Source organism: Microbacterium sp. ZXT2-5 (genome assembly GCF_055329545.1).
In genome coordinates this window covers 722,038-738,070 of the sequence record NZ_JBUZWD010000001.1, presented here as the reverse complement: position 1 = coordinate 738,070, position 16,033 = coordinate 722,038, and the positions used below count along the sequence as shown (strand labels likewise).

The 16,033-nt window shown below is 71.6% G+C and carries 14 protein-coding genes; 12 read left to right on the top strand and 2 right to left on the bottom strand.

All coding sequences use genetic code 11. The features are described from left to right. Window positions 1–92 precede the first annotated feature (92 nt). Entirely contained in the window at window positions 93–1,070 is a 978-nt protein-coding gene (locus tag ACZBH1_RS03225; RefSeq protein WP_336398167.1) for a branched-chain amino acid ABC transporter permease, read from the bottom strand. A gap of 10 nt (window positions 1,071–1,080) precedes the next feature. Next, entirely contained in the window at window positions 1,081–2,364 is a 1,284-nt protein-coding gene (locus ACZBH1_RS03220; RefSeq protein ID WP_463646651.1) for an ABC transporter permease subunit, read from the bottom strand. A 378-nt stretch (window positions 2,365–2,742) separates the two neighbouring features. Here ACZBH1_RS03220 and guaB point away from each other — a divergent pair, with 378 nt between their 5' ends. The 12 genes from guaB to ACZBH1_RS03160 all read left to right on the top strand — a co-directional run bounded on the left by guaB (window position 2,743) and on the right by ACZBH1_RS03160 (window position 16,013). Continuing rightward, window positions 2,743–4,245: an IMP dehydrogenase gene (gene guaB, locus ACZBH1_RS03215; protein ID WP_378884119.1), complete on the top strand. Its 1,503-nt coding sequence runs from the start codon at window positions 2,743–2,745 to the stop codon at window positions 4,243–4,245. A 52-nt stretch (window positions 4,246–4,297) separates the two neighbouring features. Beyond that, window positions 4,298–4,918 (top strand): TMEM175 family protein, encoded by a 621-nt coding sequence (locus ACZBH1_RS03210; protein WP_336398170.1) that lies wholly within the window; start codon window positions 4,298–4,300, stop codon window positions 4,916–4,918. A gap of 283 nt (window positions 4,919–5,201) precedes the next feature. Then, entirely contained in the window at window positions 5,202–5,486 is a 285-nt protein-coding gene (locus ACZBH1_RS03205; RefSeq protein WP_336398171.1) for a DUF2277 domain-containing protein, read from the top strand. Between the two features lie 165 nt (window positions 5,487–5,651). Beyond that, window positions 5,652–7,340: an ABC-F family ATP-binding cassette domain-containing protein gene (locus tag ACZBH1_RS03200; RefSeq protein WP_336398172.1), complete on the top strand. Its 1,689-nt coding sequence runs from the start codon at window positions 5,652–5,654 to the stop codon at window positions 7,338–7,340. Between the two features lie 727 nt (window positions 7,341–8,067). Next, entirely contained in the window at window positions 8,068–9,186 is a 1,119-nt protein-coding gene (locus ACZBH1_RS03195; protein ID WP_336398336.1) for a GuaB3 family IMP dehydrogenase-related protein, read from the top strand. An 8-nt stretch (window positions 9,187–9,194) separates the two neighbouring features. Then, window positions 9,195–10,229 (top strand): SURF1 family protein, encoded by a 1,035-nt coding sequence (locus tag ACZBH1_RS03190; RefSeq protein WP_463645495.1) that lies wholly within the window; start codon window positions 9,195–9,197, stop codon window positions 10,227–10,229. Window positions 10,230–10,238: 9 nt separating this feature from the next. Next, window positions 10,239–10,760, top strand: a complete 522-nt coding sequence (locus ACZBH1_RS03185) for a DUF3817 domain-containing protein (RefSeq protein WP_463645494.1) — start codon at window positions 10,239–10,241, stop codon at window positions 10,758–10,760. After that, a complete protein-coding gene (gene guaA, locus ACZBH1_RS03180; RefSeq protein WP_452324135.1) occupies window positions 10,757–12,340 on the top strand; it encodes a glutamine-hydrolyzing GMP synthase in 1,584 nt (527 codons plus the stop codon). The genes ACZBH1_RS03185 and guaA overlap by 4 nt, the downstream gene beginning before the upstream one ends. A gap of 98 nt (window positions 12,341–12,438) precedes the next feature. Next, window positions 12,439–13,833: a glycosyltransferase gene (locus ACZBH1_RS03175; RefSeq protein ID WP_463645493.1), complete on the top strand. Its 1,395-nt coding sequence runs from the start codon at window positions 12,439–12,441 to the stop codon at window positions 13,831–13,833. Between the two features lie 146 nt (window positions 13,834–13,979). Next, window positions 13,980–14,561 carry a GNAT family N-acetyltransferase gene (locus ACZBH1_RS03170; protein ID WP_463645492.1) on the top strand — a complete coding sequence of 194 codons (582 nt, stop codon included), beginning with the start codon at window positions 13,980–13,982 and terminating at the stop codon, window positions 14,559–14,561. 238 nt (window positions 14,562–14,799) lie between these two features. After that, window positions 14,800–15,429 (top strand): ClpP family protease, encoded by a 630-nt coding sequence (locus ACZBH1_RS03165; RefSeq protein WP_452324138.1) that lies wholly within the window; start codon window positions 14,800–14,802, stop codon window positions 15,427–15,429. Next, window positions 15,426–16,013, top strand: a complete 588-nt coding sequence (locus ACZBH1_RS03160; protein ID WP_336398178.1) for a ClpP family protease — start codon at window positions 15,426–15,428, stop codon at window positions 16,011–16,013. Before ACZBH1_RS03165 ends, ACZBH1_RS03160 begins: the two co-directional genes overlap by 4 nt. Window positions 16,014–16,033 lie beyond the last annotated feature (20 nt).

Here is a 16,033-nt window from a genome sequence, read left to right as displayed (position 1 = left end):
CGGTCGCGGTGGGGACCGCGCCGGTGCCGGCCGGGGGGACCGGCGGGACGGCGCCCGGACCCTGCGGCGCCGGCTCGGGCGTGGTGGGCGGGTTACTTGACAAAGGTCAGCTCCCTCTTGTTTCCGAAGATGCCCTGCGGGCGGAAGATCACGATCAGCATCAGCGCGACACCCACGAGGATGAACCGCAGGATGCCGGCCTGGATCGGCGTCATCGGCAGGATGCCCTCGCTGGCCAGTGCCGGCAGGACGTTGTCGAGGAACGCCATGATGACCCAGAAGATGACCGAGCCGACCGCCGGGCCGAAGACCGTCGCCGCGCCGCCGAGGAGCAGGATCGTCCACAGGAAGAACGTCAGCGACGTCGTATAGGTGGCGGGGATCACGGCCGAGGGGAGTGCGAAGACCACACCGCCCAGCGCACCGAAGATGCCGCCGATGATGAGCGCCTGCATCTTGTAGGCGAAGACGTTCTTTCCGAGCGACCGCACCGCGTCCTCGTCCTCGCGGATGCCCTTCAGCACGCGCCCCCACGGGCTGCGCATGAGCGCCCACACCAGGTAGATCGCGATCGCGAGGAGGAGGGCGCCGAACACGCGCACCCACAGCTGGTCGGCCGTCCACGTCCACGGGCCGAAGCCGTAGGTGCCCTCGGGGAACGGGTTCGCGGCCCGGAAGCCGGCGTGGTACCCGCCCAGGCCGTCCGCCGAGTTCGTGTACTCGTCGAACACCGTGGTGGTGAACAGCAGACGCACGATCTCGGCGGCCGCGATCGTCACGATGGCCAGGTAGTCCGCGCGCAGTCGCAGCGTCGGGATACCGAGGATGAAGGCGAACACGACGGCGCCCAGCATCCCGATCAGGATTCCCACCCACCACGGCAGGCCGAAGCTCAGGATCGAGATCGCGTACGAGTACGCCCCGATCGCCATGAACCCCGCCATGCCGAAGTTGAGCAGGCCCGCGTAGCCGAAGTGGACGGCGAGGCCGGTGGCAGCCAGCGCGTACGCGATGGTCGTCGGCTGAAAGAACCAGCTCGCGGTGTTGTTGAAGATCTGTCCCCAATCCATCTCGCGGCCCCTAACCCACTCGTTCCTTGCGACCCAGGATTCCCTGTGGTCTGACCAGCAGCACGAGGATGAGCACGGCCAGCGCGCCCACGTACTTCAGGTCGGGAGGCAGCCACAGCGTGGAGATCTCCACGAGAAGACCCACGATGATCGAGCCGATCAGGGCGCCGAACGCCGTGCCGAGACCGCCGAGGGTGACCGCGGCGAAGATCAGCAGCAGGATCTGCACGCCCATGTCCCACCGGACGCCCGGGCGGAAGTAGGCCCACAGCACGCCGGCGAGGGCGGCCAGCGCCGCCGACATCATCCACACGATGCGGATGACCCCGTCGACGTCGATGCCGGAGGCCGCGGCGAGTCCGGGGTTGTCCGAGATGGCCCGCGTCGCCTTGCCGACGCGCGTGCGCACGAGCCAGAACGCGACGGCGACGATCACCACGATGCTGATGCCCATCGAGGCCATGTCGATCACCGAGAGCGAGACCGGGCCGATGATGCGGATCTTCGCCGCGCCGGCGCCCGGAAGCTGATAGCTCGTGCCGCCGATGAAGAACTGGAAGGTGTAGCGCAGCGCGAGCGACAGGCCGATGCTGACGATCATCAGCTGCACCAGGCCCAGGCCGCGGCGTCGCAGCGGGCGCCACAGTCCCGCGTCCAAGCCCCACCCGAAGGCCGCGCCGAACACGAGCACCAGCGGGATGACGATCCACATCGGCCACGTCAGGAACGTGCCGAAGACGAGCGCCACGATGGCACCGAAGGTGACCATCTCGGCGTGGGCGAAGTTCGTCAGGCCCGTCGTGCCGAAGATCAGCGAGACGCCGATCGATGCGAGCGCGAGGAGGAGGCCGAAGTTCAGGCCGTTGATCACGAGTGCGACGACCCGGTCGAACTGCGTCGCCACGACGCGCTCGCCCTCGCCGAGGAAGAGGTTGAGGATCTTGCTGTTGGTCAGGCCGAACGTCACCTCGAACGATCCGCTCGTGCCCTCGATGGGCTGCGTGCCTTCGGGCAGCTGCTCCGGGTCGACGATGACGCCCTCGGGGAGGGTGTCCTCCTCGATGGTGAGGACGTAGTCGTCCTTCTCGGGGACGTACAGGCGCCAGCGGCCCTCGGCGTTGGTGACGGTCTCGGCGTCGAAACCGCCCCCCTCGATGGACATCGTCACGCCCTCGACGGGCTCGCCCTCGAAGGTGACGACGCCGCCGAAGTAGTAGTCGGTCTGCTCCTGGTCGGCGCCCGGGGTGTCGGGGGCGTCCGCGTGCGCGCCGGTGGGGGTGGACACGAAGACCATGCCCGCCGCCATCAGCAGTCCGAAGAGCAGAACGATCCAGCGGCGGCTGCTGATCGTGATCGCAGTCGAAGGACCCACAAAACCTCCAGTTCGGCACCACGCGGACACCGAAGCTCGGGTCGCATCGGCCGTGATGAACGACGCTACGACTGTAATGTGTCGGCGCTGTTTCGCCTACGGTCACCTGTGGATACGTGACCCGATCGGAACCGAGGCCCGCGGGACGCGCGTGCGCTCGCGCGCGCGGGGCGCGCGTGCCGTTCTCGCGGGGAATGAATCGGTCCCGCGGGACGCTTAGAATCGAAGGCGGAGCGTCACGAGCGCACCGGCCGTCGTCGTCCACACCCGAGAGAACGCGCCGAGCGCGCAGGAGACCCCATGGAGCACAACGACCCCTTCGGCTTCGTCGGACTGACCTACGACGATGTGCTGCTGCTGCCCGGCCACACCGACGTGATCCCGAGCGAGGCCGACACGTCGTCCCGCGTGACGCGTCGCATCACGGTCGCGACGCCGCTGCTCTCGGCCGCGATGGACACGGTCACCGAGGCGCGTCTGGCCATCGCCATCGCCCGCGAGGGCGGGCTCGGCATCATCCACCGCAACCTCTCCATCGAGGAGCAGGCGTCGATGGTCGACCGCGTCAAGCGCAGCGAGTCGGGCATGATCACCGACCCGATCACGACGACCCCGGACGCGACGATCGAAGAGGTCAACACGCTGTGCGCGACCTACCGCATATCGGGTCTCCCGGTGGTCGACGACGGCGGCCGCCTCGTCGGCATCGTCACCAACCGCGACATGCGGTTCGTGTCGGGCTTCGAGCGCCAGACCACCAAGGTGCGCGACGTCATGACGAGCGAGAACCTCGTCACCGGCCGCGTCGGCATCAGCGCCGGCGAGGTCATCGCCCTCTTCGCGCGGCACCGCGTCGAGAAGCTGCCGCTCATCGACGACGACGGCACGCTCGCGGGCCTCATCACCATCAAGGACTTCGACAAGAGCGAGAAGTACCCGCTCGCCACCAAGGACGAGCAGGGCCGCCTCCGGGTCGGCGCGGCGATCGGGTTCTTCGGTGACGCGTGGCAGCGCGCAGAGGCGCTGCGCGACGCGGGTGTGGACGTCATCGTGGTCGACACCGCGAACGGCCAGTCGGCCGGCGTCATCGACATGGTGCGCCGCCTGAAGGGTGACCAGTCGTTCGCCCACATCGACGTGATCGGCGGCAACGTCGCCACGCGCGAGGGCGCGCAGGCGCTCGTCGACGCCGGCGTGGACGCCGTCAAGGTCGGCGTGGGCCCGGGCTCCATCTGCACCACCCGCGTGGTCGCCGGCGTCGGCGTGCCCCAGGTGACCGCGATCTACGAGGCAGCCCTCGCCGCGCGCGAGGCGGGCGTCCCGGTCATCGCCGACGGCGGCCTGCAGTACTCCGGCGACATCGCCAAGGCGCTCGTCGCCGGTGCCGACACCGTCATGCTCGGCTCCCTCCTGGCCGGCACCGACGAGTCGCCGGGCGAGATCGTGTTCCAGGGCGGCAAGCAGTTCAAGCAGTACCGCGGCATGGGATCCCTCGGCGCCCTCCAGACGCGCGGCAAGAAGACGTCCTATTCGAAGGACCGCTACTTCCAGGCCGACGTCCCGAGCGACGACAAGCTGATCCCCGAGGGCATCGAGGGTCAGGTCGCGTACCGCGGCCCGGTCTCGGCGGTCGCCTACCAGCTGGTCGGCGGCCTGCGTCAGTCGATGTTCTACGTCGGCGCCCGCACCGTCGAGGAGCTCAAGGCCAAGGGGAAGTTCGTGCGCATCACGGCCGCGGGCCTCAAGGAGTCCCACCCCCACGACGTCCAGATCGTCGTGGAAGCGCCCAACTACAAGAGGTGACGCCTCTTCGAGGCATCCGTCCGCCGGCCGCCGCAGTCGCTAGCCTGTCGGCATGATCAGACAGCGCGTGCACGCGGCCGCGACGCAGCGCACCACGCGGCTGGAGGCCTTCACCGACGGGGTGTTCGCGATCGCGGCCACGCTGCTCGTCCTCGACCTCACGCAGCACTCGCTCGGCGACGTCGGCTCCGACGCCGAGATGTGGGCGGCCGTCGGCGGCATGTGGGAGCTCTTCCTCAACTTCGCGCTGAGCTTCGTGCTGCTGTGCCTGATGTGGATGGTGCACGTGCAGCAGTTCGAGCACGTCGCGCGCGTGGACGCCACGATGGTGTGGCTCAACAACGCGCGGCTGCTGTTCATCGTGCTCGTGCCGTTCGCGACGAATCTGACGACCGAGTACTCCGAATACCTCGCCGGCAGGCTCGCGATGCCGATCGCCTTCTTCCTCGCGATCCTCTTCAGCTGGCTGCAGTGGGGATGGGCGGTGCGGCGGCACGAGGTCATGCTCCCCGACATGTCGCACGACGAGGCGGTCGCGTGGGGCCGCGGCTCGCTGAGCGCGCTGCTCATCTCGGGCGCCGTCGTGGCGTTGGCGCCCTGGATCGGCTCGGCGGCGTTCCTGCTGTTCCTCGTCGACGGGCCGCTCACCCGCCTGTTGCGCGGAAAGGGTTGACCGAGCACGTCGGGTCGCGGCGGCATCCGTCGACTCTCCGTCGCCGGCCATCCGTCGAGATCGTGCGATCTCGTCGAGCGCACGTCCTGCACGAGCAGGCGGTGTGCGATCTCGGCGAGAGCACGGGTCGAAGCATCCGTCGAGATCGTGTGATCTCGTCGAGAACGCACGTTGTTGGCGCCCGCGACGTGTGATCTCGGCGAGATGGTGCGATCTCGGCGCCGTTTGATCGGGGGATGCCGCCCCTTGGTCGGCGTCCGGGGCGCGGCGTATCGTCGGTGGCATGTGCCGGAACATCCACACGCTCCACAACTTCGAGCCCGCGGCGAGCTCCGACGAGGTGCACGCGGCCGCGCTCCAGTACGTGCGCAAGATCGCGGGCACCACGAAGCCCTCGAAGGCGAACCAAGACGCGTTCGACCGCGCGGTGCACGACATCGCCCACGTGACCCAGCACCTCCTCGACGATCTCGTCGCCACCGCCCCGCCCAAGAATCGCGAGGTCGAAGCGGCCAAGGCCCGCGAGCGGGCGATCAAGTCCGGCCGCTACGCCGCACCCGCGGCCTGAGGCGGCCGTAGTGCTGAGGCGGCCGGGGCCGGCCGGCTTGCTGAGGCGGCCGTGGCCGGCCGGCGTGCTGAGACGGCCGGGGGCCTGAGCCGCACCGGAGTCCTGCGGTAGTCTGGTCGGCTCCCCACCGGAACGCCCGGTCCCGCGGAGCAGTGAAGGAACACCGTGGGGTACATCGACATCGCCGCCGTCTCGTATGCGCTGCCGGACGGCCGGCCGCTCCTCGACGAGGTCTCGTTCCGCGTCGGCGAGGGGTCGACGACCGCGCTCATCGGGCAGAACGGCGTGGGCAAGACCACGCTGCTGCGCATCATCCGCGGCGAGACCCCGGCGCTCTCGGGCGTCGTCTCGATCGACGGCGGGCTCGGCGTCATGGACCAGTTCGTCGGCCACGGCGAGCCGGGGCAGACGGTGCACGATCTGCTGATCGCGGTCGCCCCCGATCGGGTGCGCCGCGCCGCGCGCGAGCTCGAGGACGCCGAGGCGGCGATCATCGAGCAGGACGACCTCGACACGCAGATGCGGTACGCGGGCGCCATCGCCGACTACGCTGAGGCCGGCGGCTACGAGTACGAGACCGTCTGGGACACGTGCACGACGGCGGCCCTCGGCATCCCGTTCTCCCGAGCCCGGTTCCGCGAGCTGGCCACGCTCTCCGGCGGCGAGCAGAAGCGGCTCGCGCTGGAGGCGCTGCTGCGCGGGCCCGACCAGGTCCTGCTGCTGGACGAGCCCGACAACTACCTCGACGTCCCGGGCAAGCGGTGGCTCGAGGAGCGTCTGCGCGAGACCGCGAAGACGGTGCTGCTGGTGTCGCACGACCGGGAGCTGCTCGCGCGTGCCGCCGACCGGATCGTGACGCTCGAGGCGGGCGGCGCCGGGAGCACGGCGTGGGTGCACGGCGGCGGGTTCGGCACCTACCACCGTGCGCGGGAGGACCGGATGGCGCGCCTCGACGAGCTGCGGCGGCGCTGGGACGAGCAGCACGCGAAGCTGAAGGAGCTCGTCGCGACGCTCAAGGTCAAGGCCACCGCCAACGACAGCTTCACCTCCCGCTACCGTGCGGCCCAGACGCGGCTGCGAAAGTTCGAGGAGGCGGGGCCGCCGCAGGAGCGTCCGCGGCAGCAGGAGCTGGACGTCCGCCTGCGAGGGTCGCGCACCGGCCGTCGCGCGGTGGTGGCCGAGCAGCTCGAGCTCACCGGGCTCATGAAGCCGTTCGACCTCGAGGTGTGGTTCGGCGACCGCGTCGCGGTGCTCGGCTCGAACGGCTCGGGCAAGTCGCACTTCCTGCGGCTGCTCGCCCGCGGCGGCACCGACCCCGACGGCCGGCTCGGACACGTGACGACGACCGGCGCCGCGCTCGAGCGGGTCTCGCACACGGGGCGCGCGGTGCTCGGGGCGCGCGTCGTCCCGGGCTGGTTCGCGCAGACGCACAGTCATCCGGAGTTCGAAGGCCGCACGCTGCTGGACATCCTGCACCGCGGCGAGGACGCGCGGTCGGGGCTCCCGCGGGAGGCGGCATCCGGCGCGCTCGACCGCTACGGGCTCGTGGCGCAGGCCGAGCAGGCGTTCGGCAGCCTGTCGGGCGGGCAGCAGGCGCGCTTCCAGATCCTGCTGCTCGAGCTGTCCGGCGCGACGCTGCTGCTGCTGGACGAGCCGACCGACAACCTCGACCTCGTCTCGGCCGAGGCGCTGCAGGATGCGCTCGCCCGCTTCGAGGGGACCGTCCTCGCGGTGACGCACGACCGGTGGCTGGCGAAGTCGTTCGACCGCTTCCTGGTCTTCGGGGCGGACGGCCGGGTGTTCGAGTCCGGCGAGCCGGTGTGGGACGAGGCGCGCGTCGCGCGTGCGCGGTGACGGATGCCTCGGGTCGCGGCATCCGTCACCCGCCTCCGTCGTCGCCCCGACCTCAGCTCTCCCGGGTTTGGGGCGCGTTCCGTCCGGTCGGGGCGCACCGCGTACGCCCCAGATGCGCGCGGCGCGCCCCAAACCCCGGGAATGGTTGCGAGAGCCCGGCGGGTCCCGACCGGGGCAAGGGGCTGGTGGACGGTCCTCTCGCCTGATTATCGGATCCGGAATTCGGACTTCCGGCCGTTTTCCGGATCCGCGGGGGCCGTGCGCTCCGGAAACGGGGCACAACTCCGGTTTCCGGATCCGCGCGCGAGTGACGGATGCCTCGCGCCGCGGTATCCGTCATCCCGCATTGCAGGGCGGCGGACCTGGCCGCCCTCCACTCGCTCGGTTCCCGGATCCGGAATTCGGACTTCCGGCCGCTTTCCGGATCGGACGCGGCCGTGCGCTCCGGAAACGGTGCACAACTCCGGTTTCCGGATCCGCGCGCGAGTGACGGATGCCTCGCCCCGCGGCATCCGTCATCCGCGCCAGTCCCGGCCCCGACCTCACCCCGCCGGGTTTGGGGCGCCTCACGCCCGTTCGGGGCGCACCGCGTACGCCCCGAACGCGCGCGGCGCGCCCCAAACCTGGGGTGAACGCGCGCGGCGCGCCCCAAACCCGGATGGAAGGCCGGCCGCGGACGGGGGCTTCGGGCGGCGGGAAGCCCGCCCGGTAGGCTGGTCGGGTGAGCATGGACATGGAGCTCGGCCGGGCCAAGCGCGCACGCCGCGCCTACACGTTCGACGACATCGCGGTGGTGCCCTCGCGGCGCACCCGCAACCCCGAGGACGTCTCGACCGCGTGGACGATCGATGCCTTCAGCTTCGACATCCCGGTGCTGGGCGCCCCGATGGACTCGGTCGTGAGCCCGCGCACGGCCATCATGCTCGGCCAGCTCGGCGGCCTGGGCGTGCTCGACCTCGAGGGCCTGTGGACCCGCTACGACGACCCCGAGCCGCTGCTGGCCGAGATCGCCGGCCTCGAGAAGGCCGCCGCGACCCGCCGCATGCAGGAGCTGTACGCCGAGCCCATCAAGCCCGAGCTGGTGCGCGACCGGCTCGCCGAGATCCGCGCCGCGGGCGTCACCGTCGCCGGCGCGCTCACCCCCCAGCGCACCCAGGAGCTCTACGAGACCGTCGTCGCCGCCGGTGTCGACCTCTTCGTCATCCGCGGCACCACGGTGTCGGCCGAGCACGTCTCGTCGGTCGACCAGCCGCTCAACCTCAAGAAGTTCATCTACGACCTCGACGTCCCCGTCATCGTGGGCGGCGCGTCGACGTACACCGCGGCTCTGCACCTCATGCGCACCGGCGCGGCGGGCGTCCTCGTCGGCTTCGGCGGCGGCGCCGCGTCGACCACGCGCGTCACACTCGGGCTGCACGCCCCCATGGCCACGGCGGTCGCCGACGTCGCCGGGGCGCGGCGCGACTACCTCGACGAGTCGGGCGGGCGCTACGTGCACGTCATCGCCGACGGCGGCGTGGGCACGTCGGGCGACATCGTCAAGGCGATCGCGATGGGCGCCGACGCCGTCATGCTCGGGGTGGCGCTGGCGCGGGCGACGGATGCCCCGGGCCGGGGCTTCCACTGGGGCCCCGAGGCGCACCACGCCAAGCTGCCGCGCGGCCGCCGAGTGAAGGTGGACCAGGTCGCCTCGCTCGAGGAGATCCTCTACGGCCCGGCGCCCGTCGCCGACGGCACCGCGAACCTCATCGGGGCCCTCCGCAAGTCGATGGCCACCACCGGATACTCCGACCTCAAGGAGTTCCAGCGCGTCGAGGTGGTCGTCGCCCCGTACGCCGCGGGATGACGGATGCCATGACCGACCCTTCGACGGGCCCCGCGGCCGGCGGAGCCGGGGAGCCGGGTCGACCGGCTGCCGAGCGGCCGCAACCCGACGCCGAGCCCGCCGGACCAGTCGACCCCGCCGATCCCTCCGAGCCCGGAGGACCCGACGCCGACCCCGCGCACCCCGACCCCGCCGCCCCCGCCGACCCCCCAGAGGCGTTCCCTCCGACGCTGCGGGAGGTCATGCTCCGACCGGCGTGGATCGGAATGCTGCTGCTGTGCCTGGTCGTGGCCGGCGTCTTCGCGTGGCTCGGGCAGTGGCAGCTCGGACGCGCCATCGACACCGACCCGCTGCCGCCCGGCGTCACGGAGGACGTCCGCCCGCTCTCGGACGTCGCCCAGCCGGGGGAGTACCTCCCCGAGCCGCTCGTCGGGCAGCGCGTCGTGACCTCCGGCAGGCTCGCGCCCGGTGATTTCCTGATCGTCCAGTCGCGATTCAACGACGGCGTCGAGGGGTACTGGGTCACCGGTCAGCTGCGGCTGGACGAGACCGAGACGGAGGCGGGCGAGCCGACCTCCATCGCGGTGGCGCTCGGCTGGGCGGCGTCGGAGGACGACGCGCTCGCCGCCGTCGAAAGGCTGGACGACGAGGCATCCGCCCTCGGCTCCGTCGCCGTCACCGGACGCCTCATCTCGGACGAGGGCCCCGTGCCGCCGCCCGCCGGGGCCGACCCGCAGACGATGACGCGCATGTCGCCGGCGATGCTCCTCGGCCAGTGGAACGACGTCGAGGAGCTGTTCGTCTACCGGCCCTACCTGACCTCCGACGAGCCGTTCGGCGGACTCGAGGCGATCTCGTCGCCGGCGCCGGCCGAGACCTCCAGCGTCAACTGGCTCAACATCTTCTACGCGGTCGAGTGGGCCGTGTTCGCCGGCTTCGCGTTCTACCTCTGGTATCGCCTCGCCAAGGACGCGTGGGAGCGGGAGCTCGAGGACTTCGAGGACGACGACGAGGCGGATGCCACGGCCACAGGCCCCGACGGGCGCACGGAATCCCGCGGGTAGACTGGGGCCATGCCCCGCGCCCCGAAGCTCGCTTCCTTTCCGGCGATCCGCGGAGCCCTGAGGTTCTACCAGGTCTGCTCGGTCATCACGGGCACCATGCTGCTGCTGCTGGTCGCCGAGATGATCGCCAAGTACGCGCTCGGCTACGAGCTGTTCCTCGGCGGATCGGGCGGCCTCCTGTGGTTCGCGCCGGTCGTCGAGACCGCTGCCGGTCTCGAGTCGACCGGCGACGGGTTCAACCTGTCGCTGGGCATCCTCGTCGCCCACGGCTGGTTCTACGTCGTCTACCTCATCTCGTGCTTCCGCGTGTGGAGCCTCATGCGCTGGAACCTGTGGCGCCTGGCGATGCTCGCCGCCGGCGGTATCGTGCCGCTGCTGTCGTTCTTCATGGAGGCCCGCGTCGGCCGTGACGTGAAGGCCTATCTCGCCGAGCGCGATGCGGCGGAGCTGCACGCGGGCACCGAGCGCTCGACCGCCGCCGACTCACTTGCGACCCCCGCCCCCGCGATCCCCACGGAGAACCAGCGTTGACCGAACAGACCGAGACCTCCCAGCGTCCCGTCCTCGTCGTCGATTTCGGTGCGCAGTACGCGCAGCTGATCGCCCGCCGCGTGCGCGAGGCGGGCGTCTACAGCGAGATCGTGCCGCACACCGCGACCGCCCAGGACATCGCGGCGAAGAACCCGGTGGGCATCATCCTCTCGGGCGGGCCGTCCTCGGTGTACGAGGAGGGGGCGCCGTCGCTGGACACCGGCGTGTTCGACCTCGGCGTGCCGACGCTGGGCATCTGCTACGGCTTCCAGGTCATGGCGCAGGCGCTCGGCGGCGAGGTCGCGCACACCGGCCTGCGCGAGTACGGGGCGACGGATGCCGCGGTCAGCGGTGACGGCGGCGTGCTGCTGGCCGGTCAGCCCACCGAGCAGAACGTGTGGATGAGCCACGGCGACCAGGTGTCGCGCGCGCCGGAGGGCTTCGACGTGCTCGCGTCGACGGATGCCACGCCCGTCGCCGCGTTCGGCAGCGACGAGCGCCGCTTCTACGGCGTGCAGTGGCATCCCGAGGTCAAGCACACCGACTACGGGCAGAACGTCATCGAGAACTTCCTGCACAAGGCGGCGGGGCTCCCGGCCGACTGGAACAGCGGCAACGTCATCGCCGAGCAGGTGGAGAAGATCCGGGCGCAGGTCGGCTCGGGCCGCGTGCTGTCGGCTCTGTCGGGCGGCGTCGACTCGGCCGTCTCGACGGCCCTCGTGCACGAGGCCGTCGGCGACCAGCTCGTCGCCGTGTTCGTCGACCACGGTCTCCTCCGCAAGGGCGAGCGCGAGCAGGTCGAGCAGGACTACGTCGCCTCCACGGGCGTGCGCCTGGTGACCGTCGACGCGCGCGAGCAGTTCCTGTCGGCGCTCGCCGGCGTCAGCGACCCGGAGCAGAAGCGCAAGATCATCGGCCGCGAGTTCATCCGCGCCTTCGAGAAGGTGCAGGCCGACCTCGTCGCCGAGGCCGCGGCCGAGGGCGAGCCCATCCGCTTCCTCGTGCAGGGCACCCTGTACCCCGACGTGGTCGAGTCCGGCGGCGGCACGGGCACGGCGAACATCAAGTCCCACCACAACGTCGGCGGCCTCCCCGAGGACCTGCAGTTCGAGCTCGTCGAGCCGCTGCGCACCCTCTTCAAGGACGAGGTGCGCGCGATCGGGCGCGAACTCGGCCTCCCGGAGGCGATCGTCGCGCGACAGCCCTTTCCGGGCCCCGGCCTCGGCATCCGGATCGTGGGTGAGGTCACCGCTGACCGTCTCGAGATCCTGCGTGACGCCGACGCCATCGCCCGCGAGGAGCTGACCAGGGCGGGGCTGGACGGCGAGATCTGGCAGTGCCCCGTCGTGCTCCTGGCCGACGTCCGCTCGGTGGGCGTGCAGGGTGACGGCCGCACCTACGGCCACCCGATCGTGCTGCGACCGGTGTCGTCCGAGGACGCGATGACCGCGGACTGGACGCGCCTGCCCTACGACGTGCTCTCCCGCATCTCCAACCGCATCACGAACGAGGTGCGCGAGGTCAACCGCGTCGTGCTCGACGTCACGTCGAAGCCGCCGGGGACCATCGAGTGGGAGTGACGTGAACGGATGCCTCGAACCTCGCCGGTTCGGGGCATCCGCCGTTTCCGTCGCCTGATCGTGCCGGCGTCCCCGCCCCCGTGCGGGAGGATGGACGCGTGACTGCGGCCCCCGACGACGCCCTTCCCGACGCCGACTACGTGCTGCTCGGCAGCCGCGTGGCTCTCGGCCTGGACGGCGGCTTCGCCGTGGCGGTGCCGACCCGCCTGCGGCTGCTGGCATCTGCCGGCGCACCCGACCCGCTGCTGCTGAGCGTCGACGGAGCGTCGCCCGCGGCGCACGCCGCACAGCGGCAGGCGTTCGTCGACGCCGGCCTGCTCGAGCGCACCGCGTCGGCGCGGAATCTCTTCGACGAGATCGTGACCGACCCGTCGTGGCTCTTCGCGGCCGGGGAGCCGGCGACGGACACGGCGGATCCCGGCATCGAGTACCGGGTGGTGACGGATGCCTCGGGCCGGCCGATCGTGTCGCTGCCGGTGTTCCGCGACGACCCGACCTGGCATCTCTCGGATGCCGCGATCATCGTTCACGCCCCGGACGGCGACCGCGTGCTCCGCGGATTCCGCAGCCTGTACGCCGCATGGCTGACGGCCATCGCCGACGAGCGGCGGGCGGCGGCCGGCGATGCCGACCGGATGCTGGTCGTGATCCTCGAGTCGCGACAGATCGGTGAGGCGCTGGTCGAGTGGGACGACCCGCGCGTGCGGCTCGTGCACACCGTCCACAACTCGCACCTGCCGGCGCCGCACGACGATCCCGACGCCCCCGTGACCGGCATGTGGCAGCGGTGGCTGTCGACAATCGACCGCTATGACGCCGTGCTGTTCCCCACGGCCGCGCAGCGCGACGAGATCGCCGCCCGGTTCGGCGACCCGGGCACCTTGAACGTCGTGCCCAACACGATCGAGCTCGGCGCGGAGCCTCCGGGCGCGGCATCCCGCGACCCGCTCCGGGTCGTGATGCTCAACCGGCTGGCACCGCAGAAGCGCGTCGACCTCGCGATCCGCGCCTGGGCGCGGGTGGCGGCGGAACTGCCCGCAGCGCGCCTCGACATCTACGGCGAGGGCCCGCTGCGGGACGAGCTTCAGGAGCTGATCGAGGAGCTGGGGGTGGCGGCATCCGTCACCCTCCGCGGCTCGACGAGCGACCGGGACGCGATCTTCGACCGGTCGGCGCTGTTCGTCACGTCCACCGCGTTCGAGGGACAGGGTCTGTCGATCGCCGAGGCCCTCGCCCGTGGGCTTCCGGTGGTGTCGACCGACGTCCGGTACGGCCCCCGCGAAGCGGTCGGGGACGCGGGGGTGATGGTGCCGCCCGGCGACGTCGACGCGCTGGCGACCGCGATCGTCGAGCTGCTGCGAGACGACGCCCGGCGCGCCGAGCTGTCATCCCGGGCGCGTGCCGCGGCCGCTGCCTTCACAGCCGACGCCGTGCGTCCCGCCCTCGTCGCCGCCCTCCGCACCGCCGTCGAACGCCCCCCGCGCCGCCCCTGACCCGACGCTCCCGTCGCCCCTTTCCCCTGGTTCACTTGGGCTGTATGTACGCCGTTTCCGGTTTTCTCGTGCATACAGCGCAAGTGAGCCGGCCGAGCCGCGCTCCGACGCTCGGCGATGTCGGTGGGGGGTCGTACCGTCGGGCCATGGACGTACGGGTGCTCCCGGCGACGGAGGCGGGATGGGATGCCGTCGACACCGTGATGCAGGCCGACGCCTCGTCGCGCAACTGCCTGTGCCAGTTCCACATCCTCGAGAATGCGGACGCGCGCCGCACCACCCGTCAATCCCGGCGAGACCTCCTGCGCGAGCAGGTGCGCAGTCTCGATCCGCCGCGAGGTCTCGTCGCCTTCGGCGCGGACGCGCCCGTCGGCTGGTGCGGCGTCGAGCCGCGCGTGCGGGTGCGGCACGTCCTGGCGAGCCGACTCGTACGCGCTCACAGCCCGTACGCGGCGGACGACCCGGGTGTGTGGGCGATCTACTGCATCCTCGTGCCGCCCGCGCGACGCCGCGCGGGCGTCGGCGCGGCGCTCCTGACGGCGGCCCTCGACCACGCCCTCGAGCACGGAGCGACCGCTCTCGAGGCCTACCCCGTCGACACCTCGAGACGAGGCGGCGAGCTGCCCGCCGGGTTCTCCACCGGCACCGTCGCCATGTTCGACCGGCACGGCTTCGCAGCGGTCGCGGCGCTTCCCTCCGCGCGCACGCTGATGCATCGGCTCGCCTGAGCAGCGTCTTCGACAGCCCCGGCGCGACGCCTTCGCCGCCCTGACCGTCGCCCGTCGCCCCTTGCGCGCCACGCCGCCCCTTCGCCTGGGTTCGCTTGCGCTGTATGTACGCCGTTCCCGGGTTTTCTCGCGTACATACAGCGCAAGTGAACGGGGTTGAGCGGGCGCTCGGCTGAGGGCAGAGCGGCCGGGAGCGGAAACGGATGCCGCGGCGGCCGGCGCGGCGCAGGCTGGGGGCATGACAGACGAAGGCAGAATCCCCCGGTTCGGGGCCGAGGCGCGGCGCGAGCTGCTCCACCAGCGCGTGCTCGTGCTCGACGGCCCCCTCGACGACGACAACGGCACGCTGCTGGCGACGCAGCTCCTCGCGCTCGCGGCGGAGGACGAGGCATCCGACATCGCGCTGTGGATCCACTCGCCCGGCGGGTCGGTGCCCTCGATGCTCGCGATCCGCGACGTCATGAACCTCATCCCCAACGACGTCGCGACGCTCGCCCTCGGGCTGGCGTGCAGCGCCGGGCAGTTCCTGCTGTCGGCGGGCGCGAAGGGCAAGCGGCGCGCCCTGCCGCACGCGCGGATCCTCATGCACCAGGGCTCGGCGGGGATCGGGGGCTCGGCGGTGGAGGTCGAGGTGCAGGCCGACGACCTGCGCCACATGCGCGACACCGTGCTCGGCCTCATCGCACACGACACCGGCCAGAGCGTCGAGCGCATCTTCGACGACTCGCTGCACGACCGCTGGTACACCGCCGCCGAGGCGCAGGACTACGGATTCATCGACGGCGTCGTCGCGGACTTCGCGCAGGTCGTCCCGCGCCGGCGGCGTCCGGCCGGGCTCGGCCTCGGCCCGGCGGAGGTGGCGGCATGAGCTCGTACGCGATCCCCAACGTCGTGGCGCAGCATCCGCGCGGCGATCGCATCATGGACGTCTACTCGCACCTGCTCGCGGAGCGCGTCGTCTACCTCGGCACCGGGATCGACGCCGGCGTCGCGAACGCGCTCATCGCGCAGCTGCTGCACCTCGACGCGGACTCCCCGGAGCGTGACATCCAGCTCTACATCAACTGCGAGGGCGGCGACCCGTCGGCGATGCTCGCGGTGTACGACACGATGCAGCACGTGCGGCCGGATGTCGCCACCACGGTCGTGGGGCAGGCGATCGGCGTGGGCGCGGTGATGCTGGCCGCGGGTGCGCCGGGCAAGCGCTCGGTGCTGCCCCACGCGCGCGTCGTGCTGCATCAGCCGGCCGGCCAGGGGAGGGGCGCGATCCCCGACCTCATCCTGCAGGCCGACGAGCTCGTGCGCGTGCGGGGCGAGGTCGAGCAGATCCTCGCGCGGCACACCGGGCAGGATGCCGCGAAGCTCCGAGCCGACACCGACCGCGACCGCGTCTTCACCGCGGCCGACGCCGTGGCCTACGGGCTCGCCGACCACGTGCTCGCGGAGCGGTGAGCCCGCCCGCCCGCCGGCAG